We start from the raw sequence: 22,735 nt of genomic DNA, 5'->3' as shown, positions 1-22,735 counted from the left end.
CACACGACAGACAAGGAGCAGCAATGGAAGGCGGCATCCCTCGCGCGGCGGCCGAGGAGCTGGACGCGGCCGATCCCCTGGCCGCGTTTCGTGAGCGGTTCGTCATCGCCGACCCGGAGCTGATCTATCTGGACGGCAACTCGCTGGGCAGAATGCCCACGGCCACCCCGGACCACCTGCGCGCGGTGGTGGAGCAGGGCTGGGGCGAGGGGCTGGTGCGTTCCTGGCAGGACTGGATCGACTGGGGCAGCCGGCTCGGTGACCGTCTCGCCGAGCACGTGCTCGGGGCCCGCTCCGGTGAGGTGGTGGTCTCCGACTCCACGTCGGTCAACCTGTACAAGCTGGCCGGCGCCGCGCTGGAGGCCGCGCCGGGGCGCGGTACCGTCCTGATGGACGCCGAGGACTTCCCGACCAACCGGTACGTCCTGCAGGGCCTGGCCGCGCAGCGCGGGCTGCGCCTGCACCAGGTCCCCTCCGACCTCGACGGCGGCATCGACCTCGACCGGTTGCGCTCCGCCCTGGACCAGGACGTCGCGCTGGTGGTGCTCTCGCTGGTGTCGTACCGCAGCGGCGCGCTGCTGGACATGGCGAGGGTGAACGAGCTGGCCCGCTCGGTCGGCACCCGGGTCCTGTGGGACCTGTCGCACGCGGCCGGAGCCGTTCCCGTGGAACTGGCGGCGACCGGCGCGGAGCTCGCCGTCGGCTGCACGTACAAGTACCTCAACGGCGGACCGGGCTCACCCGCCTACCTCTATGTGCGACGTGAGGTACAGACCCAGCTACGGCAGCCGATCTGGGGCTGGTTCGGACAGCGGGATCAGTTCCGGATGGGCCCCTCCTACGACCCCGTACCCGGCATCGAGCGGTTCTTGGTGAGCACACCACCGCTGCTGTCGCTGGCGGCAATCGACCCGGGTCTCACCCTTGTCGAGCAGGCCGGTGTGGCTCAGATCCGGGCCAAGGGCCTGCTCCTGAGCCAGCTGGTCGCCGATCTGGCGGCTGCCTGGCTGACCCCGCTGGGATTCGGACCGGCCTCACCTCCCGCGGCGGAGCAGCGCGGTTCACATGTGTCGCTGCACCACCCGGACGCCTGGCGGATCTGCCAGACGCTCGCTGCGGACGCGAAGGTCATCAGCGACTACCGGACCCCGGACCGGCTGCGGCTCGGACCGTCCCCGCTCTACACCCGGTACACCGAGATCTGGGACGCGATGGACCGCCTCCGCGAGGTCGCCGAACGGCGGACCTATCTGTCCCGGCCTGCCGGTCTGGCCCGAGTGACATGACATCCCGGTCGATGCCCAGCGCCTCGCCCCCGAACCCCTCCACCTCATCCGATACGGAGTAGCCATGTCAGACCCGTCCCCGCTCACCACCGATGGTCTGGTCCAGATCCTCTTCGGTTCGTCGGCCTTCCAGATGCTCAACGCCGGCCGCAACCTGGGCCTGTTCCCGCTCCTCCACCAGAAGCCGGGGCTGACGGCGCAGGAGATCGGGGAGGAGCTCGGTCTGGCGGACCGCCCGACCCAGATCCTGCTCCTGGGCACCACCGCGCTGCAGCTGACGACCCGCCAGGACGACCTCTACCGCAACGCCGATGTCCTGAGCGGCATGTTCGCGGACGGAACGTGGGACATCATCGAGGACCTCATCGAGTACGAGGAGCGGATCGTGCGCCCCGCCGAAGTCGACTTCACGGACTCACTGCGCGCCAATACCAACATCGGCCTGCGGCGGGTCAAGGGAACCGGCACCGACCTGTACCACCGGCTGTCGGCCGATCCGGACCTGGAGCAGCTGTTCTACCGCTGCATGCGGTCCTGGTCCCGGCTGTCGAACCCCATCCTGCTCGAGAAGGCCGACCTGACCGGAGTGCGCCGGGTACTCGACGTCGGCGGCGGCGACGGTGTGAACGCCATCGCCCTCGCGCAGGCGAATCCGGGGGTCGAGTTCACCGTCCTCGACCTGCCGGGGACCGTGGAGATCGCCCGCCGCAAGGTAGCCGAGCACGGCCTGAGCGACCGGATCTCCGTGCGGGAGGCTGACATCTTCGCCGACGCCTACCCCGCAGGGCACGACTGCGTGTTGTTCGCCAACCAGCTGGTGATCTGGTCGCCGGAGCAGAACGTGCGCCTGCTGGGCAAGGCCTACGCGGCCCTGCCGGACGGCGGACGGGTGCTGGTGTTCAACGCCATGTCCGACGACAGCGGCGACGGACCCCTGTACGCGGCGCTCGACAACGTCTACTTCGCGACCCTGCCCGCCGCGAGCAGCACCATCTATCGCTGGGGCCAGTACGAGGAGTGGTTCGCCGCGGCCGGATTCGCGAAGGCCGAGCGGCTCCCAGGCGGCCGGTGGACCCCGCACGGCGTGATCAGCGCGGTCAAGTGACGCCCCAGCGAGAACCGGAGCCGACCATGTCCCTCACTACCCACGGCACCTCGTCGACCGGCGGGGGCGCGACGTGCCCCGTCGGCCCGCACATGATGGACCCGGACCTGCTCGCGGACCCGTTCAGCGGGTACGGGCGGATGCGCGAGCAGAGCCCGGTGGTCCGTGGCCGGTTCGTCGACGGCACCCCGGTGTGGTTCGTGACCCGCTTCGACGACGTCCGCGCCGTGCTGCGCGACCCCCGATTCGTCAACACGCCCTCCCACGTTCCGGGCGAGGGCGGCACGGATCCACGCGAGAGCATGATGGACCTGCTCAACGTCCCCGAACATCTGCGGGCCTATCTGCTCGGCTCCATCCTGGACAGCGACCCGCCGGACCACCCCAGACTGCGGCGCCTGGTCACCCGGGCTTTCGCGGCTCGCCGCATCCTCGACCTGCGGCCGGACATCGAGCGGATCGCCGACCGGCTGCTCGCCGAGCTCCCGGACCATGAACAGGACGGTGCGGTCGACTTCCTGGAGCATTTCGCGTATCCACTGTCGATCACCGTGATCTGTGAGCTGGTCGGCATCCCGACGATCGATCTCGAACGGTGGCGGGTGTGGGGAGGCGATCTGGTGTCGATGCGGCCCGAACGGCTGCAGCACTCGTTCCCGGTCATGATCGACTACTGCCATGCACTGATCGAGCAGCGCCGCGCCGCGCTGGGGGACGATCTGCTGAGCGCGCTGATCCGGGCCCAGGACGACGACGGCAGCCGGCTCAGCGACATCGAGATGGTCACCATGATCGTGACCCTGGTGCTGGCCGGGCACGAGACGAGCGCGCATCTGATCGGCAACGGCACCGCGGCACTGCTCACCCACCGCGACCAGCTGGAGCAACTGCGCAAGGACCCGTCGCTGATTCCGCGCGCGGTCCACGAGCTGATGCGCTGGTGCGGTTCGGTGCAGGTGGCACGGCTGCGCTACGCCGCCGAGGAGCTGGAGATCTCCGGGACGCGCATTGCTCGTGGCGACGCGGTCCAACTGGTGCTGGTGTCCGCCAACTTCGACCCGCGCCAGTACCCGGACCCGGACCGGCTGGACGTCACGCGCCACCAGGACGGACAGGCCGAGAACCACGTGGGGTTCGGTCACGGTATCCACTACTGCCTGGGTGCCACGCTGGCCCGGCAGGAGGGCGAGGCGGCCTTCGCCAAGCTGCTGGAGCACTACCCTCATCTGGCGCCGGCCGACGGTGACGCGGGGTGGGACCGCGCGCTGCTCCCCGGCAGCTGGCGGCTGAACTCGCTGCGCCTTCGGCTGCGGGCCTGAGCCGGCCGGTCGCGGGGTGAGGGGGCCGACCGGTGCCGGGCGACCCCATCACCCCGCTGTCCCGCTCAGTTGGCGGACGGCTCGTCCGCCACGGCGATGGCCCGTACAGGACACGACAGGGCGGCCTCCGCCGCCTGCCGCCGCGTCGCTACCTCAGTACCTCCGGGTACGAGCCGGGAGTACCCGTCGTCATCCTGGGTGAACAGGTCAGGCGCCGTCAGGACGCACTGCCCCGAGCCGATACACGTATTGTGGTCAATGCCGATCAGCATGAGCGTGACTCTCCGGTGGTGGGCAGTCAAAGGTCCTTCAGTGATCCAGCTCGTGCGCGGCGGCGCGGTCGAGCGCCGCGACTATCCAGTCCTCGAAGTCCCGTTCAGCCTTGGACGCGGCCTCGCGCCAGAGCTCCACGCGGTCACCGGAGGCGCTGATCCGGGGGATGTGGTCACGTTGGGGTGTGGCCGCCCGGTTGCCCTGACGGCTCTCGCGCAGGGTGGCTCTGAGCTGATTCCTGGACCAACTGTGCTGCTCCGCCCGGTCGAGCCACACATCCGCCTCCGCGGGCGGGAGGGAAGCGACCTCGGCATGGTGGCCGAAGCTGAGAGCCTCGCGCCGTCGCCCGAGCTCGAAATGCCGCGCCACCCAGGCGTAGTTGCGCAGTGTCTGGTAGTCGAGGCCGGCAGCCTCCGAGCCGGCCTGGTAGCGGTCGGCGTACTGTTCCTGGCCGTACACCAACCAGTCCCCCAGGCACCAGGCGGAGGAGTCGGCGATCTGGAAGATGCGCTGTCCGGCCTTCTCCCAGCGGTCGTAAGTGAGTCTGGCTGGGAGCTGCAGGCCGACCCGGGTGGTCAGGATGCGCTCCGGTCCGGCGTTCCGGGGGCGCACTGTCCTACCACCCGTGGTGTGCCTGGCCGTTGATGGAATGATCCGCTGGTTTTCCTTGGTGATGTGCTCCATGTGGTGCTCCCCTGGAATTGAGGCACTGCCAAATCTCGTACCAGTCGTATGCGGCCGGGGGTCGTGATATGTAGCGGCCCAAAAAACCGTAGGTCAACCTTCAAGAATCAGTCAACAATCATTTCCGGTCGGCATATGACCGATCCGGTTGCGTTCCTGGGCTCCCAGCGATCAAGACCGTCCTAAAATCGCCTATAGGTGAGCGCGATAGGAGTCAGCCGCCCGGGGCGGGGGGTACTGCTGCCTTCACGCCTCCACGCGGCGGCGCAGCACCCCGCCCGCCCGGACCGTCCGGACCGTCCGCCCGTCCGCCCGCCCGTCAAAGAGCTGACGAGGTGGGGCGGTCGGAGCCGGCCGAGCTGGACAGGACCGCCGCGTCGATGCCGTCGAGGATCAGGTCCAGGCCCACCCGGAAGGCCTCCTTGGCCTCATGGTCCAGATAGGGCGCGGTGTCGCCGCTCCCTTCCTCGACGGCGACGGGGGCGGCGCCCGACTCCAAGGCCGCCACGGCCGGAAAGCGCTGGGCGAAGTCCGGAGCAGCCTCCATGAGCAGCGCGGACCGGACGGACCACCACTCCTCGTCGGACACGCCGGTCGCCGGCCCCGCCTGCTGAAGCTCCGCTGCGACCCGGGCCATCCCGCGAACGAACTGGAAGAGCACGGAGATGACACGACGGACCTTCAACGGCTCCAGCCCGATCCCGTCGAGAATCCGCACCACCGTCTCCAACTGCGTGTACTCGCCGGGGCCGAGTACGGGCCTGGCCTGGGAGACCTGCAGGACCCACGGGTGGCGCAGGTAGAACGCCCAGACGTCGTCGGCCCAGGAGACGACCGCGGGGCGCCATCCACCCCCGGTCTCGTACGCGGTGGGCAGCTCGGCCAGCACACGGTCGTGCATGAGGTCGATCAGTTCGTTCTTGCTCGGCACATAGGTGTAGAGCGCCATCGCGCTCCGCCCGAGCCACACGCCCACCGCCCGCATCGACAGGTCGGCCATGCCCTGCTCGTCGGCCACGGCGATACCCGCCGCCACGATCGTGTCGACGTCGAGACCGGGCTTGGGCCCGGGCGCCGTCCTGGCCTCCTTGGAACCGGCCGTGCGCCAGAGCAGGGCCATCGAACGGCGAGCGTCGCCCTGTCCGGAAAAAACAACCACCTTGCAACTCCTTACCGCATAAAGTAACCTCTTCCACGCATCTCTTTACAGCGTAAAGATATCACGTCGGCACGGGCTGCCCCGGGATGGCCGACGTCCATGGAAGGTTTCCAATGGCAGAACTCCCTGTATCTCTCATCCAGGTCACCGACATCACCCGCGTCACACCGCACATGGCCCGCGTGACCTTCGACGCCGACCAGCTCGACGCCTCCGTCGGCCGGACACCGGACCAGCAGGTGAAGCTCTGCTTCCCCCTCCCCGGCCAGCGGGTGCCCATCCTCCCGGAAGAGGGAGGAGACGCCACGAGCTGGTACTACGCGTTTCTGGCCATTCCGGAGGACGAACGTCCGACGATGCGCAGCTTCACCGTCCGCCGTCGCGTACCGGGCACCAACACGATCGAGATCGACTTCGTCCTCCACGGCGAGACCGGCCCCGCGACCCGCTGGGCCGCCTCCGCCCAGCCGGGCGATCAGCTCGGCATGGTCGGCCCCTCGGCCGTCTACGCGCTGCCGGTCTCGATCGACGACTCGATCGCGAACTCCGACTGGCTCCTGCTGATCGGTGACGAGACCGCCCTGCCCGCGATCGGCACCCTGCTGGAGGCGCTGCCCGAGGGAGCCCGCGCCCATGCCTACATCGAAGTCGCCGACCACACCGAGCGCCAGAGCTTCGAGACCAACGGCGACGTCAGCGTCAACTGGGTGTTCCGCAACGGAACCGCCGCCGGACAGAGCGACGTCCTGGTCGACACCGTAGGCAAGGCCGAGTTCGCCCCGGGCCGCCCCTTCGTCTGGCTGGCCGGCGAGTCGGGCACCGTCCGGGCACTCCGCCGTCACCTCGTTGACGATCGCGGACTGGACAAGCGGTCGATCGCCTTCAGCGGCTACTGGCGGTTCAAGCTGACCCAGGACGACGCGCCGACCGAGCAGGACATGGCCGAGGCGCAGGAGCGGCTGGCCGAGGCGACCGCGGAATGAGCCACAGCGAGGAGTACACGGTCGGGCCCTTACGTGATCCGAGCCAGGAGCCGTCCGCACACGAGGGAGATCCCATGATCACCGTGCGAGGTCTTGCCCGGCAGTTCGCCCTGCGGGGGCGAACCGTCGACGCGGTCAAGGGCATTGACTTCGATGTGGCCGCAGGCGAACTCGTCGGGTTCCTCGGGCCCAACGGAGCAGGCAAGACCACGACCCTGCGGATGCTGACCACGCTGCTGCGCCCCACCGGCGGGACCGCGACCGTGGGCGGCTGCGATCTGCTGACGGACCCTCAGGGAGTGCGCCGCAGGATCGGCTATGTGGCCCAGGGCGGCTCCACCTGGCCGGAGTCCCGGGTCGGCGAGGAGATCGAGCTGCAGGCCCGGCTGTACGGACTGTCGCGATCGGAGGCCAGACGCCGCGGAGCACTGCTGGCCGAGCAACTCGACCTCGCCGGCTTGGACCAACGTCCCGCCAAGACGCTCTCCGGAGGCCAGCGGCGGCGGCTCGACATCGCCCTGGGCCTGGTGCACGAACCGGCCCTCGTCTTCCTGGACGAGCCCACCACCGGACTGGATCCGCAGAGCCGGGCCAACCTCTGGGACCACGTCCGCCGGATGCGCGCCGAGCAGGGCATGACCGTCTTCCTCACCACCCACTACCTCGACGAGGCCGACGCCCTGTGCGACCGGATCCTCGTGACCGACCACGGAACGATCGTCGCGCAGGGCACCCCGGACGAACTCAAGGCCCGCGTAGCCGGCGACACGATCACCATCGAGGTGTCCGACCGGCCCACCGAGGCCGCCGACGCCGCCCAGCAGCTGCCGGGCGCCCACGAAGTCACCATCACCGACGACACCGTTCGGCTCCGGGTCCCGCACGGCGACGCCGCCCTGCCCGAACTGCTGCGCGTTCTGGACCGGCAGGGCATCACCATGACCTCGGTCAAGGTCAACCGCCCCACCCTCGACGACGTGTTCCTCAGCCTGACCGGTCGCTGTCTGCGCGACGACGAGGCCGCACCACCGGCCCTGGAGGCCACCCATGCTGCATGACACCGGACTCATCTTCACCAGGGACATGAAACTGTCGCTGCGCAATCCCACCTGGCTCCTCATCGGAATCATGCAGCCACTGTTGTACCTGTTCCTCTTCGGGCCACTCATGGTGACCGTGGTCCGCAACACCCCCGGCTTCCCCTCCGACGACGCCTGGACGGTCCTCACGCCGGCGCTCATCGTGCAGACGGCGTTGTTCAGCGGCTCGTTCGCCGGAGTCGGACTGCTCACCGAGTACCGGGTCGGCGTGGTCGACCGCTTCCGGGGCACCCCGGCCAGCCGGTCCGCCCTGCTGTTCGGCAAGGTACTGGCCCAAGCCGCCCAGGCCACAGCACAGTCCGCCCTGATCGTGGTCGTCACCCTGCTGGTCTTCGACCTGAACGCCCCCGTCTCCGGCATGCTGCTGAGCCTGCTGATCGCCGCGGTGCTGGCCATCACGCTCTCCTCGGGGTCGTACGCGCTCGCGCTGATCCTCAAGAGCGAGGCCGCGTTTCCCTCGCTGATGAACATGGTGCTGCTTCCGCTCCTGCTGCTGTCCGGCGTGCTGCTGCCGGTCACCAGGGAACTGGCCCCCGCCTGGCTCTACAACCTGGCGCGGATCAATCCCCTGACCCACATCGTCGATGCCGAACGTGCAGCGTTCCGAGGTGACCTGCAGGCGACCGGGCTGCTCACCGGTTGCCTGATCCTGTTGCTCATGACCGTGTTGGCACTGGTCTGGGGCACCCGCACGTTCCAGAAGGAGAACGCCTGACGAACCGTCGGCCGGGCGGGCCGCGGACCGACCCGCCCGGCCGATGACACCCCCTCCCCCGACCACCACCCGAGGTTCCCTCCGGAGCCTCACCCGTACCACCCCGAGGAGCGCATGTGAGTACCGAGGCCATCAAGGTGACCGGTGCGAGGGAGAACAACCTCAAGAACGTCTCGGTAGCGATCCCGAAGAACCAACTGACGGTCTTCACCGGTGTCTCCGGCTCGGGCAAGTCCTCCCTGGTGTTCGACACCATCGCGGCCGAGGCACAGCGCCAGCTCAACGAGACCTTCACGAGCTTCGTCCGCAACTTCCTGCCCGACCAGGGCCGCCCGGACATGGACGCCATCGAGAACATCTCCGCCGCGATCGTCATCGGCCAGAATCGCCTCGGCGGCAACCCGCGCTCCACCGTGGGCACCATCACCGACATCCACCCGCTGCTCCGACTGCTGTTCTCCCGCGCGGGAGAGCCGACCGGCCTTCCGCCGAGCGCCTTCTCCTTCAACAACCCCGCAGGCATGTGCCCGGTCTGCGAAGGCCTGGGCACGATCGTCGAGCTCGACCTCGACGCCTTCGTCGACCGCACCAAGTCCCTCAACCAAGGCGCCCTGCTGCACCCGGACTTCTCCCCTGACAGCTGGTACTGGCTGAGCTACGTGGAGTCCGGCCTCTTCAACGGCGACACCCCGCTGGCCGACTTCACCGATCACGAGTGGCAGCAACTGCTGCACGGCGAGACACCGCACAAAATCCGTCTCAATTGGCAGGGCAACACCCTGAACGTCAAGTACGAAGGCATCGCCGACAAGTTCACCAGGCTGTACATCAAGAAGGAGGACATGTCGGAGCGCGGCCGCCAGGTGTTCCAGCGGTTCACCCGCTCGGCAGCCTGCACCGCCTGCGACGGCACGCGCCTCGCCCCCGCCGTTCGCGCCACCCGCATCGCCGGCCACCACATCGCGGACCTCACCGCGATGGAGACCGAACATCTCGCGGCGGTCCTGGCGGCATGGGACCTGCCCCACGTGAAGCCCGTCCTGAACGACCTGACCTCCCGCCTCCGCCACCTGGTCGACATCGGTCTCGGCTATCTGAGCCTGGACCGGGAGACCCGCACGCTGTCGGGCGGGGAGTCGCAGCGCATCAAGATGGTCCGTCATCTGTCCAGCAGCCTGACCGGAATGATGTACGTCTTCGACGAACCCAGCGTCGGCCTGCACGCCCGGGACGTCCACCGGCTCAAGGAACTCCTGGTCAAACTACGGGACAAGGGCAACACCGTGCTGGTGGTCGAGCACGACCCCGACATCATGGCCATCGCCGACCATGTGGTGGACATGGGACCCCAGGCCGGAACGCTGGGCGGCGAAGTCGTCTTCGAGGGGACCTTCGCCGGCCTCGCCGACGCTGACACCCTCACCGGCCGCCACCTCCGGCACGCTCTTCCCCTGCGGTCCGAGCCCCGGCAGCCCACCGGGACCCTCACTGTCCGCAACGCGAGCGGCCACAACCTCAAGGACGTCACGGTCGACTTTCCCACCGCGTCCTGACCGTGGTCACCGGCGTGGCCGGGTCGGGAAAGAGCTCACTGGTCCATGACGAGTTCCTGAGCCGGTATCCGGATGCCATCGTCATCGACCAGTCCGCGGTGACGGGCAGCCGGCGGTCCAACACGGCCACCTACACAGGGCTGCTGGACACCATCCGCAAGTTGTTCGCCAAGGCCAACGGCGTCAGTGCCTCCCTGTTCAGCGCCAACTCCAAAGGCGCCTGTGAGAACTGTCAGGGGCTCGGCATGCTCTACACCGACCTGGCGTTCATGGAGACGCTGAAGTCCGTCTGCGAGGTCTGCCAGGGCCGCCGCTTCTCCGACGACGTCCTCGGCTACCGGCTGCGCGGCCGGTCGATCAGCGACGTACTGGAGATGACAGCGGCCGAGGCGGCGGGGTTCTTCACGGAACCCAAACTCCGCCAGGTCCTGCACGCGCTGACCGAGGTGGGCCTGGACTACCTCCGCCTCGGCCAGCCGCTCAGCACCCTGTCCGGCGGCGAGTGCCAACGTCTCAAGCTCGCGGCCGACCTGCACCGGGTCGGCAGCGTCTACGTCCTGGACGAGCCCACCACCGGTCTGCACATGTCCGACACCCAGCGACTCCTCGGCATCATCGAGCGCCTCGTCGACCAGGGCAACACCGTGATCGTCATCGAGCACAACATCGACGTCATCAAAAGTGCCGACCGGATCATCGACCTGGGCCCCGAAGGAGGCAGCGGCGGCGGCCGGATCCTGTTCGAAGGAACGCCCTCGGACCTCCTGAAGGCCGAGAACTCCCATACCGCCGAATTTCTTCGCCGGGACCTCGCGGGCACATGACGTGTCCGCACGCCGCCACACGGCCACTCCCCTGGCGGCTACGCCCGGGGAGTAGCCGTTTCCTCGGCCGGCACGGCCACTCCTATGACGCCTGACGCCCCCGCGAAGCGGGCTGCACTCCCCCGATCGGCTCGGCTCCCCTCTTCGGCCGCCCGTTCTCGCGATGGCTGATTCCCACTCAGCGACGACTCGCTCACTCCTGGTTGTTTGGCGGACGCCTAATCGAATGACCGCACAAGTGTCCACACATCGCGTTCTGTCATGTTTTGGTTACTGACGGCCCGTTCAAGGCAATGCCATGCCGACGACGACCGGACGAAACCGCAGCGGTGCGCGCAGCGCCCCGCCCGACACCAGGAGTGCCGTGAGCCCGATCCTGTTCATCTACGCCAAGGGCGGACCGCCTCTGGAATACGCCCTCCCGAAGATCGCTGCACACGGCGACGTGCATGTACTGGCGCTCGCACCACTGCCGCAGTCCACCGAGACGGCGTGGCAGCCCTGGTGTGCCTCGGTCACCCGCGTGCAGCCGCAGGAGGGTGCGGAGTTGGTGAACCTGATCTGCGCCCACGCCACTCGCGTCGAGGCCGCCGCCGTGCTGACACTCTCGGAATACGCGGTGGTGGCCGTCGCGCACGCCTGCCTGCAGCTCGGTCTGGCCGGTGCGGGCGAGCAGGTGCTGGCCGCCCGGGACAAGCGGCTGATGCGGCAGATCTGGCACGACGCCGGGGTTCCCGTTCCGGGCTTCGCCGAGATCCACTCGCCCGGCGACATCGCCCTCGCCTTCGAATCGCTGAAGCCGCCGCTGCTCCTCAAGGCGGCGTGGAGCGCGGGCTCCACAGCTCACCTCACGGTGCGGAACGAACAGGAGGCGGAGCGCGGCTGGCAGATCGGACGCTCCGTCATGGAGGCGTCGTCCGAGGAGGGTTACGCGGAACTGCACTCCGCGGACGAGGGCGTGAGCGACTTCCTCCTCGAAGAGATCGTCATCGGAGACGCGACCGACTGGTTCGACGGACCCGGCTGGGGGGACTACGTCAGCGTGGAGGGAATCGTCGCCGACGGTACCTACCACCCTTTGTGCATCACCGGACGCATGCCGACCATCCCGCCCTTCACCGAACGCGCCAGCATCACCCCGGCCGCACTGCCCGAGACGCTGCAACGTCGCATCGAGGACGTGTCCCGAGCCGCGGTCGACGCGCTCGGACTCGGCACCTGCGCCACGCACACCGAGATCAAGCTCGGTGCGGACGGCGCGATGTGGCTGATCGAGACCGCGGCCCGGTTCGGCGGCGTGATGACCACCTGCCAGGTGGAGACCGTTTTCGGCCTCGACATGATCGGCATGCTGGTGCGCCAGTTGCTCGGTGAGAAGGTCGTATACCCGTCGCGGATGCTGACCGAGGGCTCGGGCGCCGCGGGCTCGCTGGTCATCCTCGCCGCCGACACCGCGGGCGAGCCGTGGCAGCACCTTCCGCGCTGGGACTTCGCCGCGGTGGACTGGTCCTCCCTGCTCAGTGGCGGGTCCCGGATCGAGCTCGTCCGCGAGCTCAGTCTCCCGCCCGGCACGGTCATGCCTGCCTACGAGGAGGCCGGAGGAGCCAACTCCATGGCCGCCCTGTGCTTTGTCGCAGCCGATTCCGGCCCCGCACTGCTCGCCGACTGCGGACGCATCGTCGAATCCCTTCCCCACGAGCTCGCCGCCACCTGTCCGACCTCGCGGAGTACCTCATGACGAACTCCGGCACTCCCGTGCCCGGGACGGGCGCACCGACCACGGCTCACCAGGGAGCAGTCGTGGGCAGTGTGCTCACCCTGCCCCTGTTCGAGCAGCTGTGCGGCGTCCTCGGCGGCCACCCTTACGTCAAGGTCGTCGTGGACCGGCAACAGGGTGTGTGGCACATCCTCGACAGCGCCGTGCACTCCTTCCACGTCAACTACATCGCCACCGAGATCCAGGCGCTGACCCTGGAGGAACTCGACTCCGAGCTCGACAGTTTCAACCACAGCGTCTACCAGGACCCGGAGCGCCGGTTCCTGCTCGGTGTCCTGTCCCTGCACTTCGGCGGGCCCGAGGACCAGTCACAGCCGTTCCTGGTGCTGGAGACGACCGAGGCCGACACCATGGGCGCGACGCTGCTCATCGAGTTCTACTCCTTCGTCCGCGAGCAGCTCGACAGCGCGCTGGCGCTGCTGATCAAGCCGGCCAACCACGGCCAGGCGAACGCTCTCACCTCCGTGCCCGAGACCGTGCTGCCGCGCACCCAGGGCCACGAGCTCTTCGCGGCCGCCCCCTTCGTACCGCTCACCCTCGGCTCGGCCGTCGGCCGGCTGCGGGCCTTCACCTCCACCGAGGAGTACCTCGCCGCCCGCCCCGGACTCACGTGGTACGACATAGTCGCCATGCCGGTGGTCCCGGACGACATCCCGCGGCTCGCCGGCCTGATCAACGGCTCGCCCACGACCCCCCTGTCGCACACCAACATGCTGGCGGCCGGCTGGGGCATCCCCAACGCCATCGTGCGCGGTGTCCTGGACCGGATCGCCGCCGAGGACCTCGACGGCGCCTGGATCCGCTACGAGGTGCTGGCCGACACCGCTGTCGTCGAACGCTCCGAGCAGCCGTCCGACCTCAACGAACCGACGTGGCACACCCAGCGCATCAGGCTCGACGCCCCCCAGGTCGCCGACGTCCCCATCGTGCCGCTGAGCGAACTCCGCTCCCACGACCGGCGCAGCTACGGCACCAAGGCGGCCAACCTCGGCGAGCTGCACCATGTGCTGCGCCACGGCTCGGCCCGGCTGACCGGCTACTACTCCGTACCGCGCCCGCCCAGGCCCGACCTGCTCGGCCACCTGGCGGGCCGCCTGCAGTCGCCCGAGCACGCCGATCTGGCCGAGGCCGCCGGTGCGTTCCTGGCCCGGCGCGTCAGCGCACCGGAGGGGATAGCCGTCCCCTTCGCCGTCCAGCAGCGATTTCTGGACTCCTCGCCTGCGGTGCAGCAGAGCATCGGCAAGCTGAAGATGGCCCTGGAACTGGATGCCATGGACGCCGTGGACACCGCCTGCGTCCAGTTGCAGCACCTGGTGCGCACCCTGCCGGTGCCCGAGGACCTGGTCAGCGCGCTCGACACGCATCTGGTCAAGCACCTGGCCGGAACGAGCCGCTTCGCGGTGCGCTCCTCCTCCAACGCCGAAGACCTGCCGGGCTTCTCCGCCGCGGGCATCTACGAGTCGCACACCAAGGTCACCGATCTCCCCGGACTCCTGGACGCCATCCGCCACGTGTGGGCGTCCCTGCTGTCCCCCCGTAGCGTGCGGCTGCGCCACCAGGCAGGCATCTCCCTCGACGACACGTACATGGGCGTGATCGTCCAGCGGTACGAGGCATCCCCGCTCGGAGGCGTGATGGTCACCTGCAACCCGACCAACAGGGCCGACTTCCGCAACGTCTACCTGAACTGCGCGCACGGCTCCACCTCCGACATCGTCGACGGCACCACGCTGCCCCTGCAGTACCTCTACAACACCGTGGAGGGCGGCGGCCGTACCATCTCGCTCGGTGCGGCCTCCGAGGACCTGGACCCGCACACGCAGGACCACCTCGGCGAGCTCGCGCTGGCCGGCCGCCTGCTCCAGTCCCACTTCGCCACCGACTACACCTTCGCGGTGCCGCTCGACATCGAATGGCTCCTCGCACCCGGTGGCCGGCTCCACATCCTCCAGCTGAGGCCCTACAGCGCCTGACACCGCCCGGCAGGCCCCACCACCACAGGACTTCCGGTGTGGTGGGGCCCGTCCCCCGTGGTCGCCCGCGCACTCTCGGGGAAGCCGGCCCCTCGCACCGTCCCGCTCATCGACGAAGGTCACCCATGCCTGTTTCCCTGCTCGCGCGTGCGAAGCGCCGCGCCCCCCTGCGCAAGAACGTCCTGCGCGTGATCCGCCTGAACAACGGCTTCCAACTGCTGTTCAACCTGCTGTGGTGGATGCCGGTCTTCTACGAGTACCAGAAGCAGGCGGGGCTGTCGGACAGCCAGATCTTCGGCATCCAGAGCATCTACTACGTGGCGTTCTGCCTGCTGGAAATACCCACCGGTCTCCTCGCGGACCGCATCGGACAGCGACGCTGCCTGCAACTGGGCGCGGCGGTGATGACCGCCGCCAACCTGGTCCCGGTGGCCTGGCCCTCCTTCTCGGGCTTCCTGCTGCACTTTCTGGCCATCGCCGCCGCCCGGTCCCTGGTGTCCGGAGCCTCCAGCGCCTACCTGTACGAGTACCTGCACGCCAACGGTGCCGGCGAGCACTACGTCCAGGCGGAGGGCACCGCGAGGTCCCTCGGACTGTGGGCGAAAATCGCCTGCTGGCCGCTGGTCGGCGTCCTGATGCACCTCCAGCACCAAGCCCCCTACCTGCTGACAGCCGCCTGCACACTCGGTTCGCTGGCCTGCGCCGGCGCACTCCCCGCCCTCGCCGCGGACCACGAGGCACAGCGCCCGCACGCTGAGCGCGCCGGTCTCCTCAGCTCCGCCCGCCAGGCACTGACCTTGCTCAAGAACTCGCGATCTCTGGGGCCCTTGATGGTGCAGGGCGTCGCCATCTTCACGCTGGCCCGCATCTGCCAGGTCAACCTCTTCCAGCCGCTGCTCCTCGACAAGGCCATTCCGGTCGCCGACCACGGCGCGGTGCTGTCCGCCATGACCGTGGCCGAAGCCGTCGGTTCGGCACGGCCGGGCTGGGTCCGCGGCAAGCTGTCGGACACGGTCATCGTCACCGTCCTGAGCCTCGTGATGGCCCTGTCCCTGGCCGCCACCACCATGGCCGGGGCCATGGCCACCATCGGATGGCTGTGTGTCTTCGCGGCGGCGACCGGTCTCGCCTACCCGGTCCAGCGGAACCTGATCAACGCGGCGATCCCGCAGACCCCTTACCGCGCAACGCTCCTGTCGTTGGAGTCCATCATCGACCGCGGGGTGTGTGCCCTGGTGGCGCTGGCCGTCGGCGCCTACCTCGCGGCCGACCGCCTCGACGCCCTCCTGGTGCACGCGGCCGTGGGAACGTGCCTGCTGCTTCTGGTCGTCAGCGTCGTCCTGTGGCTCGTCCGTCGTGACCGGGTCCGTCCAGCTCCCGAGGAGGCCTGAGACCTGGTCAATGCCGGGAGAAGGCGTCGACGGCCCGCGGCGGCCAGGCGGTGGCGTCGAGAATGCCCAGAGCGTAGGCGCGAGCCACCATCGCCGGACGGGAAGCGGCGTCCAGCACACCGCGCAGTCGCCGCAGATGGTAGTCCAGCGCTTGCCGCGACAGTCCGAGGTCGGAGGCTATGACCGTGTTCGGGCGGCCGCCGGCCATCAACGTGAGCACGCGCAACTGCACCGGACTCAGACGCGGCCTTCCGCGGAACTCGGCGCTCAGCGCGGTCAGAACGGCTGCGATGTGGTCGGGCGCTCCTTGCCTCCTGACCACCGCCAGGTCGGTCCGCAGCACCCTGTTGCCGCCGGAGGCCGTACGGCAGACCACCGAGCCGCTGTACCGGGAGGTCCGACCCGCGACGAGGTCCGCCCATACGCGCCGCACCGTGCCGTCATCGAGACCACCGTCCAGATGCTCGGCGGCCCAGCTTCCCTCCAGGGCGCTGCGGCCGCTCCCCAGCAGTTGGGCGGCGCCGCCACTGACTCTCCGCACCCGACCGCTCAGGTCCAGCGTCACGACGGCGAGCCCCGTACGCTCCCGCAACGCGTGCAGTTCCTCGTCGGCGACGGTCTTGTCCTCCAGGACCCGGGTGTGGTCGGTGAGGTCGACATAGATGCCGCCCACACGCGGACCGCAGCCGACGTCGAGCACGAAGCGGTGCCCGGTCACCTGGCGGGGTAACCCGTCGGGATGCCGGAAGGACAGGGTATGACGGACGGGCCTGCCGGACAAGAGCACCTCGCGGTCGAGCGCGCGGAACATGGCCGCGTCGGCGGGTGTGTCGATCTCTTCGACGGTCCTCCCGACGACATCGTCGGGCTCCCTGCAATAAAGGTGTGCGTAGGCGGCGTTGACCCACAAATACCGGCCCTGCCCGTCCCGGATGAACGCCGGTGCCGGCGCGAACACGGCAATCGCCTCGAACCACCGCGCAAATTCCGAACGGTCCTGCTGCACCGGCGGCTTCCGGGCCGACGTCTCCCAATTGCCGGGCTCCCGCAGGGCCCGCCCGTCATCCGCTTCTGCGTACATACCCAACTCCCCCATTCTTCATCGGATCCCGTGGTCATCGGCTGGTAATCGGCGCCGGCGTATCGAGTGCAGCGGCCCATCGTCGAACGTGCCTGGTTCCCCACCACACAGACCATGATCGACGATCAGGCCCCTGACGTGCCAGCGCCGACGATGCACGATTCGTCAGCTCGGCACACCACCCCGTCGACGTGCCGGTGTCGAGCGCACCTGGTGAAGTGCGCTCGACACCGGCATCGCGCCTCTCCAGCAGTCCACGCCTCTGCTTCAGATGAGATCTCATGAGCGATACACCTCTCGGATCGGTTGACGCTACGCGCGAAAATTACCTTCCTGGCAAGCTCCACGGCTTTCCAGCGGCCCTTGGAGGTCCCTTCTCAGCCAGGCTTCCTGGCGCCCGGTGAGAACGGTTCCGATAGTGAACTGATAGCGAGGGCACGGGTATCCCGAACTCTGGTGGGTGGACACGCAGGACCTGCGTTGGGAGCTTGCAGGGACGGAATGGATCCCAGCAATGCAGTCAGACGCACCACGGCCGGAGGACGGGCGGTTCGATGGCCCGAAGGACCGGGCTCGCGACGAAGATGGGTTCGGTGCAGGCGGGTAGCAGCGTGGCTTGGTCGCCGTTGAGGTGACCGCGTGGAAAGGGACGAACGGCGCTGGCCGAGCTGCGCAGCTCGCTGCCGGCTGTCCGTGCCCTGTCGGGCAGTGCCGAGCCGATACAACCATTGGCGGTACCAGCGCTGTTGACGAGCACCCCCTGTCCCGCGCGATCACCCGGCTCGAGCGACAAGCTCGGGGTCACTCGGTTGGAGCGCAACAGCCGGAAGGTCGCCCTCACCGAAGCGGGAGCGGTGCTGCTCTCCGAGGGGCGCGCCATCCTCAGCGCGGTAGCCGCGGCGGAGCGGCGTACCCAGCAGGCCGCGCAACCGCGACCCAGCCTCGTCCTCGCCGTCAAATCCGGCGCCGCCGGCGACCCGAGTCCGCCGGCACCGACCTGAGCCGGGATCTCGCCGCCGTACCGGTCATGGATGCTCCGCCGGTGACAACGGTGATCGCTTGGCCGTCACAGAGCCGACTTCGCGCAGTCGCCGACCTGATCTGCGTAGCAACACGCCTCTGACCGGGGTGGGCCCGGGGGCCCAGGTCGCGTGTTGCCTGCCGCTCAGGCCCGCGTTGTCGTAGCGTCACGACCATGACGACCTGGAAAGAGTTCACCGAGGGCGCGCCGCGGATCGCCGGCATCTTCACCCGCCGTCATGCCGCCACAGGCAACCTGTGCCTCCTTGCCACTCTCCGCTCGGACGGATTCCCGCGGATCAGCCCGATCGAACCGAGAGTGTTCGAAGACCAGCTGTGGATCGTGGGCATGCCGGACACCACCAAATTCCAGGACCTGGGCCGCGACCCGCGCTTCTGCCTGCATACGGCAACGGTCGACGCCGAGGTCAAGGACGGTGACGCGAAGTTGTGGGGCGTCGTCGTCGACGTCCAGGACAAGGCGCTTCATCAGCGGTTCGCCACCGACCTGTTCGAAGACACCGGACTCGATCTCCGGGGGCGCGACTTCGACCACTTCTACGCGGCCGATGTGACCGCCGCGTCAGCGGTAGAGGTCGGCGGCGGCCACATGGACGTCACGATCTGGAAGCCGGGCACGCCGGAGCGCGTCGTACGGAAGCACTGACCTCGCTCCGGCGCATCCCGGTCTGGTCGGTCTAGTCGGCCCGATCGGCCTGATAGGTCACGACAGGATCTCGATGTACCCGTCGGTTCCGTGCACGCGGATCCGCTGCCCGTCCTTGATCAGCCGGGTGGCCTGCTCCACGCCGACGATGGCCGGCAAGCCGTACTCACGGGCGATCACGGCGCCATGGGTCATCAGGCCACCCACCTCCGTCACCAGGCCCGCGATGCCGACGAACAGCGGCGACCAGCTGGGGTCCGTGAAGGCGGTGACCAGGATGTCGCCCGCTTCGAGATCGGCCTCCGCCATGTCAAGGATGACGCGGGCCCGTCCCTCAATGGTCCCAGCGGAAACCGGCAGGCCGATCAGGGCGCCGGCCGGCGCGTCGTCACGTCGGTACGCCCCGGTGACGGCCTCACCGTCCGAGGTGAGCACCCGGGGCGGTGTGAGCGCGTGATACGAGCGGAACGCGTCCTTGCGCTCCTGGATGAGCTGGTCATCCACCTGGTGAGAGCGCACGACGTCGTGAAACTCCTGGAACGTGAGGTAGAAGATGTCCTCCTTGGCAGGGAGCACGTCAGCCTGCACAAGACGCTCGGCCTCCGCCAGCAGGGCCTGCTTGTAGACGAAGTAGCGGCTGATGATGCCGTACTTCGGGTACTCCCGGTACCCGATGAAGGTTCGGACCCGGTCGATCATCCGCTTGGTCTCGTCGGCTTTCCGGTCGCCGTCCGGCAGGGCCCGCAGGCGTGACAGGACGTCCTGCTCCTTCTTCAGCGCCTTCTGCCGCCCTTCCTCGAAACGCCGCTCGGCGGCGCCCGGCTCGAAGATCCTGACGTTGTCGAGGATCACGGGCACGAGCGTGGTGGGGCGCTCGCGCCAACGTGGCCTCGTGATGTCGATCTCGCCGACGCAGCGCATGCCGTACCGGTCGAGGTAGGCCTCGATGGCGTCACGCGCCTCGGTCCCGCCCGCGACCTTCGCCAGCTCGTCCAGGAAGCCCTCGTCCTCGACGCCCTGCAGGAACGTCACCACCTCCGGATACGGGCGGATCACGTCCGCCACGTCGAGCAGCGCCAGTCCCATCTCCGACGTGACGTTGTCGGGGGCGGACAGCGTGAGCGTGTCAGCCGCGTTCTTCTCGCCCAGCCACTCCTGCAGCTTGTCGTTGAGCCACCAGGTGGACTCCATCCCCGCCATGATCACCTGCAGGCTCAACGGGTCGCTGAGGACTCGCTTGTGCTCCTCGAAGGCCTCCCGCAGGAAGTCGAAGAGCGCCGGTCCGGTCTTCGTCCGGATGGCGCGCTCCAGGGCGGCGATGGACAGCCGGCTGCGCTCGATCAGCTCGGTGACGATGGCCGGATCGGTCTCGATCGGGGCGGGCGGGCTGCCGGCCTGCGGGCCGCCGGGACCTGCGTCCGGGAGCGACGGGACGAAGCCGTCGCGGTCGAGAACGGTCTCCAGAGCGTCCCTGACCAGCGGATCGCCCTTCCCCATGATGTCCAGGAGGCCGGCGCGGCTCGCGGGCGAGGCCAGGCGCCGGGTGACGTCGACGAACAGCCTCCCGCCGGCCTCGTGCATCGGCACCATGGCCGTCAGCTGCCACATGGAGAACCCCAGGGGCTTCATGGGGTCGGTCATCATCTGCTGGTGACCGACGGAGACGTAGACGTGATTCTCCTGGTCGCCCGACTCGGGGATGGGGAAGAGCGTCGTGATCGGCCGGCTCTGAACGATCTGGAAGCCGTCGTCGACCAGACACCATTCGATGTCCTGCGGGCGGCCGAAGTGCGCTTCGATCCGCCGCCCGAGCTGTACGAGCAGCACGACCTGCGCATCCGTCAGCGCCGGCTGCTCCTGCCGCTGCGAGTCGATCGCCACTTCCTGCGTGCCGCCGGCGGGCAGGGCGTAAATGGCACGCTGTTTGGCGCCGATCGCCTTGGCGATGACTTCGCCGTGTCGCACCGTGTAGACGTCCGGGTTCACCAGGCCGGAGACCAGGGCCTCGCCGAGGCCGAAGCCGGCGTCCACGGTGGCGACCTTCCGGTTGCCCGTGACGGGGTCGGCGGTGAACAGGATGCCGGCCGCATGCGGGAAGGCCATCTGCTGCACGACCACGGCCATGTGGACCGTACGGTGGTCGATTCCGTTGCGCCGGCGGTAGGTCACGGCCCGTTCGGTGAACAACGAGGCCCAGCACCGGCTGACGTGCTGAAGGATCGCCGTCGGCCCCACGATGTTCAGGTACGTGTCCTGCTGGCCGGCGAAGGACGCTGTCGGCAGGTCCTCCGCCGTCGCGCTGGACCGGACGGCGTAGGCGGCCTGCTCGCCGAGCCGGGCGAGCGAGCGGGTGATCGCCGCCGCGAGATCACCCGGGATGGCAATCCCTTCGATGGTCCGACGGATCTGCGCGCTGAGGGTGCGGATCGCCTCCCGGTCGTCCGGGTTCACACGCGACAACTGGTCGAGCTGGTCGTCGATCGACGGCGCTTCCGCCATGATCCGCCGGAACGCGTCCGTGGTCACGCAGAAGCCACCCGGCACGCGGATGCCTTCGATCCGCGACAGCCCGCCCAGGTGCGCGCCCTTGCCACCGACGACCGCGACCTGGGTCTCGTCGACCTCTTGAAGGTCCAACACGTACTGCTCAGTCATGGCGTTACCTCCGAGGCAGCCGTGGTCCGTTGCACTGCGGCGGCCGATCGAATCACCGGTGCCTCCAACTCTGTCGCGCCTCTTGGCGACAACAACACACGCACGTGGTGCTCCTCTTTCCGCAGGTTGTGGCCTCGGCCGACGATTCTGCGGCACCACCGGGGTCTTGCCGCAAGCCCCCCGGTGCGCTATAAGTTGAGAGTGGCAAGGAGAGAGTTCTCCTTGCCTTTGCCTTTTGCCGTCCCATGGAACCGTCGTCCAGAGCTTGGTCAGGGGTGGTCGCCGGCCTGCCCCCCTCCTCGTACTCGGGAACTTCGGGTGCCGGTTGCCTACTGAAACGAACGGGACATCGATCCTTGTGAGATCCGGTGTCCATTCTGCGTAGGTTTCATCGTCGAAGGGGTGCTCCCGCGACGTGTCGAGCGAATTCACACCCTTTGCAAAAGGACACGTCCTTGGCCCGCCCTGCGGTGACAGCCTCCAAGTCCTGTTCGTTCCGGGCCCTCTCGCACGCGATGCAGGTCAGCATCCGGCCGCCGGGGAAGGCGGCGCCGACGGACTCGTAGGCGTGGTCCATTGCCGCGACCACGAATCCGCTGCCGGCGAGTTCCTCGGCAAGGCCGGTGAGGGTGAAGCGCGAGACGCCGAACCCTGGGGAGAGCACCACCAGGGGATGACGGCGGCGGTCGGGCCAGGCGCCGACGCGGCCGTTGGTGGCCGTGGCGCTCAAGGTCTCGGCGGGGAAGGCATCATCCAAACCGAAGCTCTTCAGGAACAGCCCGGCCTCGCGCACGGTCGCGTACGGTGCCGGTGTTCCGGTGCCGGTGTTCCGGTGCCGGGGAGCGCGGGGTAGAACATGCCGATCATCAGCTCTCGAGCCCTGTCCGGCACCCACGGGTCCCGGCGTGCGCCGTCGACGAGGTGAAGGGTGTCCCGGCCGACGGCGTACGGGCCGGCGGGGCGGGGCAACGAGGTGCGCGCGTCTGCGTCGTCGCGGATGGAAGCGACACCGGCGGCCGCATGAGTCGGGGCCACGCCGCGGCGGCCGGCCACGCACCGGCGGTAGGCAGCGTCAGAGCGAGGGTGAGCAGCGCGATGGTCGGGGTTGCAGAAGATCTGAGCATGTCGTGGACGCAAAGTGCCGTGGCCGGTCCAGCACATCAGCCCCCA

Annotated in this window: 16 protein-coding genes and 2 pseudogenes; 12 read left to right on the top strand and 6 right to left on the bottom strand. The window is 68.7% G+C overall.

The genetic code is table 11. The features are described from left to right. The first annotated feature begins 23 nt into the window (after positions 1 to 23). The 3 genes from kynU to G3I60_RS03095 all read left to right on the top strand — a co-directional run bounded on the left by kynU (position 24) and on the right by G3I60_RS03095 (position 3,710). Positions 24 to 1,286 carry a kynureninase gene (gene kynU / locus G3I60_RS03105; protein WP_164292330.1) on the top strand — a complete coding sequence of 421 codons (1,263 nt, stop codon included), beginning with the start codon at positions 24 to 26 and terminating at the stop codon, positions 1,284 to 1,286. Between the two features lie 64 nt (positions 1,287 to 1,350). Further along, positions 1,351 to 2,391, top strand: coding sequence for a methyltransferase (locus G3I60_RS03100; protein WP_138352447.1), 1,041 nt, complete (start codon positions 1,351 to 1,353; stop codon positions 2,389 to 2,391). Between the two features lie 26 nt (positions 2,392 to 2,417). Continuing rightward, positions 2,418 to 3,710: a cytochrome P450 gene (locus tag G3I60_RS03095; protein ID WP_239069457.1), complete on the top strand. Its 1,293-nt coding sequence runs from the start codon at positions 2,418 to 2,420 to the stop codon at positions 3,708 to 3,710. 65 nt (positions 3,711 to 3,775) lie between these two features. On the opposite strand, the gene G3I60_RS03090 is transcribed toward G3I60_RS03095, so the two are convergent. The 3 genes from G3I60_RS03090 to G3I60_RS03080 all read right to left on the bottom strand — a co-directional run bounded on the left by G3I60_RS03090 (position 3,776) and on the right by G3I60_RS03080 (position 5,826). Further along, complete coding sequence (locus G3I60_RS03090; RefSeq protein ID WP_138352446.1) at positions 3,776 to 3,982, bottom strand: ferredoxin; 207 nt, start codon at positions 3,980 to 3,982, stop codon at positions 3,776 to 3,778. 37 nt (positions 3,983 to 4,019) lie between these two features. Next, positions 4,020 to 4,667 (bottom strand): LmbU family transcriptional regulator, encoded by a 648-nt coding sequence (locus G3I60_RS03085; RefSeq protein WP_203671928.1) that lies wholly within the window; start codon positions 4,665 to 4,667, stop codon positions 4,020 to 4,022. A 319-nt stretch (positions 4,668 to 4,986) separates the two neighbouring features. After that, positions 4,987 to 5,826, bottom strand: coding sequence for a TetR/AcrR family transcriptional regulator C-terminal domain-containing protein (locus tag G3I60_RS03080; protein WP_164292331.1), 840 nt, complete (start codon positions 5,824 to 5,826; stop codon positions 4,987 to 4,989). A 113-nt stretch (positions 5,827 to 5,939) separates the two neighbouring features. Between G3I60_RS03080 and G3I60_RS03075 the strand changes: the two genes are divergently transcribed. The 7 genes and pseudogenes from G3I60_RS03075 to G3I60_RS03045 all read left to right on the top strand — a co-directional run bounded on the left by G3I60_RS03075 (position 5,940) and on the right by G3I60_RS03045 (position 16,142). Then, a complete protein-coding gene (locus G3I60_RS03075) occupies positions 5,940 to 6,809 on the top strand; it encodes a siderophore-interacting protein (RefSeq protein WP_164292332.1) in 870 nt (289 codons plus the stop codon). Positions 6,810 to 6,883: 74 nt separating this feature from the next. Beyond that, positions 6,884 to 7,867 (top strand): ATP-binding cassette domain-containing protein, encoded by a 984-nt coding sequence (locus tag G3I60_RS03070; RefSeq protein ID WP_164606459.1) that lies wholly within the window; start codon positions 6,884 to 6,886, stop codon positions 7,865 to 7,867. Continuing rightward, the gene (locus G3I60_RS03065) at positions 7,857 to 8,624 is read left to right on the top strand and encodes an ABC transporter permease (protein ID WP_138352442.1); all 768 of its coding nucleotides are present in this window, start codon (positions 7,857 to 7,859) and stop codon (positions 8,622 to 8,624) included. Before G3I60_RS03070 ends, G3I60_RS03065 begins: the two co-directional genes overlap by 11 nt. Before the next feature lie 116 nt (positions 8,625 to 8,740). After that, positions 8,741 to 11,001: pseudogene (locus G3I60_RS03060) on the top strand (ATP-binding cassette domain-containing protein). A gap of 364 nt (positions 11,002 to 11,365) precedes the next feature. Beyond that, entirely contained in the window at positions 11,366 to 12,739 is a 1,374-nt protein-coding gene (locus G3I60_RS03055; RefSeq protein WP_164292334.1) for an ATP-grasp domain-containing protein, read from the top strand. Between the two features lie 62 nt (positions 12,740 to 12,801). Then, complete coding sequence (locus tag G3I60_RS03050) at positions 12,802 to 14,751, top strand: PEP/pyruvate-binding domain-containing protein (protein WP_343240758.1); 1,950 nt, start codon at positions 12,802 to 12,804, stop codon at positions 14,749 to 14,751. Between the two features lie 125 nt (positions 14,752 to 14,876). After that, a complete protein-coding gene (locus G3I60_RS03045) occupies positions 14,877 to 16,142 on the top strand; it encodes an MFS transporter (protein ID WP_164292335.1) in 1,266 nt (421 codons plus the stop codon). Positions 16,143 to 16,149: 7 nt separating this feature from the next. Here the strand turns inward: G3I60_RS03045 and G3I60_RS03040 are convergent, their stop codons facing one another. After that, a complete protein-coding gene (locus G3I60_RS03040; RefSeq protein WP_164292336.1) occupies positions 16,150 to 17,223 on the bottom strand; it encodes a PAS domain-containing protein in 1,074 nt (357 codons plus the stop codon). 745 nt (positions 17,224 to 17,968) lie between these two features. Here G3I60_RS03040 and G3I60_RS03035 point away from each other — a divergent pair. Continuing rightward, positions 17,969 to 18,346 (top strand): annotated as a pseudogene (locus tag G3I60_RS03035) (LysR family transcriptional regulator); the annotation flags it as partial. Between the two features lie 72 nt (positions 18,347 to 18,418). Beyond that, the gene (locus tag G3I60_RS03030) at positions 18,419 to 18,910 is read left to right on the top strand and encodes a pyridoxamine 5'-phosphate oxidase family protein (RefSeq protein ID WP_164292337.1); all 492 of its coding nucleotides are present in this window, start codon (positions 18,419 to 18,421) and stop codon (positions 18,908 to 18,910) included. 57 nt (positions 18,911 to 18,967) lie between these two features. On the opposite strand, the gene rph is transcribed toward G3I60_RS03030, so the two are convergent. Next, complete coding sequence (gene rph / locus G3I60_RS03025; protein WP_164292338.1) at positions 18,968 to 21,565, bottom strand: rifamycin-inactivating phosphotransferase; 2,598 nt, start codon at positions 21,563 to 21,565, stop codon at positions 18,968 to 18,970. A 388-nt stretch (positions 21,566 to 21,953) separates the two neighbouring features. Then, positions 21,954 to 22,358: a hypothetical protein gene (locus tag G3I60_RS45015; RefSeq protein WP_343240759.1), complete on the bottom strand. Its 405-nt coding sequence runs from the start codon at positions 22,356 to 22,358 to the stop codon at positions 21,954 to 21,956. Positions 22,359 to 22,735: the final 377 nt, after the last annotated feature.

This window comes from Streptomyces sp. SID13666 (genome assembly GCF_010548325.1).
Taxonomy (GTDB): Bacteria; Actinomycetota; Actinomycetes; order Streptomycetales; family Streptomycetaceae; genus Actinacidiphila; species Actinacidiphila fildesensis.
This window is presented reverse-complemented; position numbering and strand designations above follow the sequence as displayed.

What these genes read in the sequence shown, in the direction of transcription:
- G3I60_RS03075 (WP_164292332.1), top strand. Translation starts at nt 5,940, where the DNA reads ATGGCAGAACTCCCTGTATCTCTCATCCAGGTCACCGACATCACCCGC.
- G3I60_RS03100 (WP_138352447.1), top strand. Translation starts at nt 1,351, where the DNA reads ATGTCAGACCCGTCCCCGCTCACCACCGATGGTCTGGTCCAGATCCTC.
- G3I60_RS03070 (WP_164606459.1), top strand. Translation starts at nt 6,884, where the DNA reads ATGATCACCGTGCGAGGTCTTGCCCGGCAGTTCGCCCTGCGGGGGCGA.
- G3I60_RS03095 (WP_239069457.1), top strand. Translation starts at nt 2,418, where the DNA reads ATGTCCCTCACTACCCACGGCACCTCGTCGACCGGCGGGGGCGCGACG.
- G3I60_RS03045 (WP_164292335.1), top strand. Translation starts at nt 14,877, where the DNA reads ATGCCTGTTTCCCTGCTCGCGCGTGCGAAGCGCCGCGCCCCCCTGCGC.
- G3I60_RS03030 (WP_164292337.1), top strand. Translation starts at nt 18,419, where the DNA reads ATGACGACCTGGAAAGAGTTCACCGAGGGCGCGCCGCGGATCGCCGGC.
- G3I60_RS03065 (WP_138352442.1), top strand. Translation starts at nt 7,857, where the DNA reads ATGCTGCATGACACCGGACTCATCTTCACCAGGGACATGAAACTGTCG.
- G3I60_RS03040 (WP_164292336.1), bottom strand. Translation starts at nt 17,223, where the DNA reads ATGTACGCAGAAGCGGATGACGGGCGGGCCCTGCGGGAGCCCGGCAAT.
- G3I60_RS03085 (WP_203671928.1), bottom strand. Translation starts at nt 4,667, where the DNA reads ATGGAGCACATCACCAAGGAAAACCAGCGGATCATTCCATCAACGGCC.
- kynU (WP_164292330.1), top strand. Translation starts at nt 24, where the DNA reads ATGGAAGGCGGCATCCCTCGCGCGGCGGCCGAGGAGCTGGACGCGGCC.
- G3I60_RS03090 (WP_138352446.1), bottom strand. Translation starts at nt 3,982, where the DNA reads ATGCTGATCGGCATTGACCACAATACGTGTATCGGCTCGGGGCAGTGC.
- rph (WP_164292338.1), bottom strand. Translation starts at nt 21,565, where the DNA reads ATGACTGAGCAGTACGTGTTGGACCTTCAAGAGGTCGACGAGACCCAG.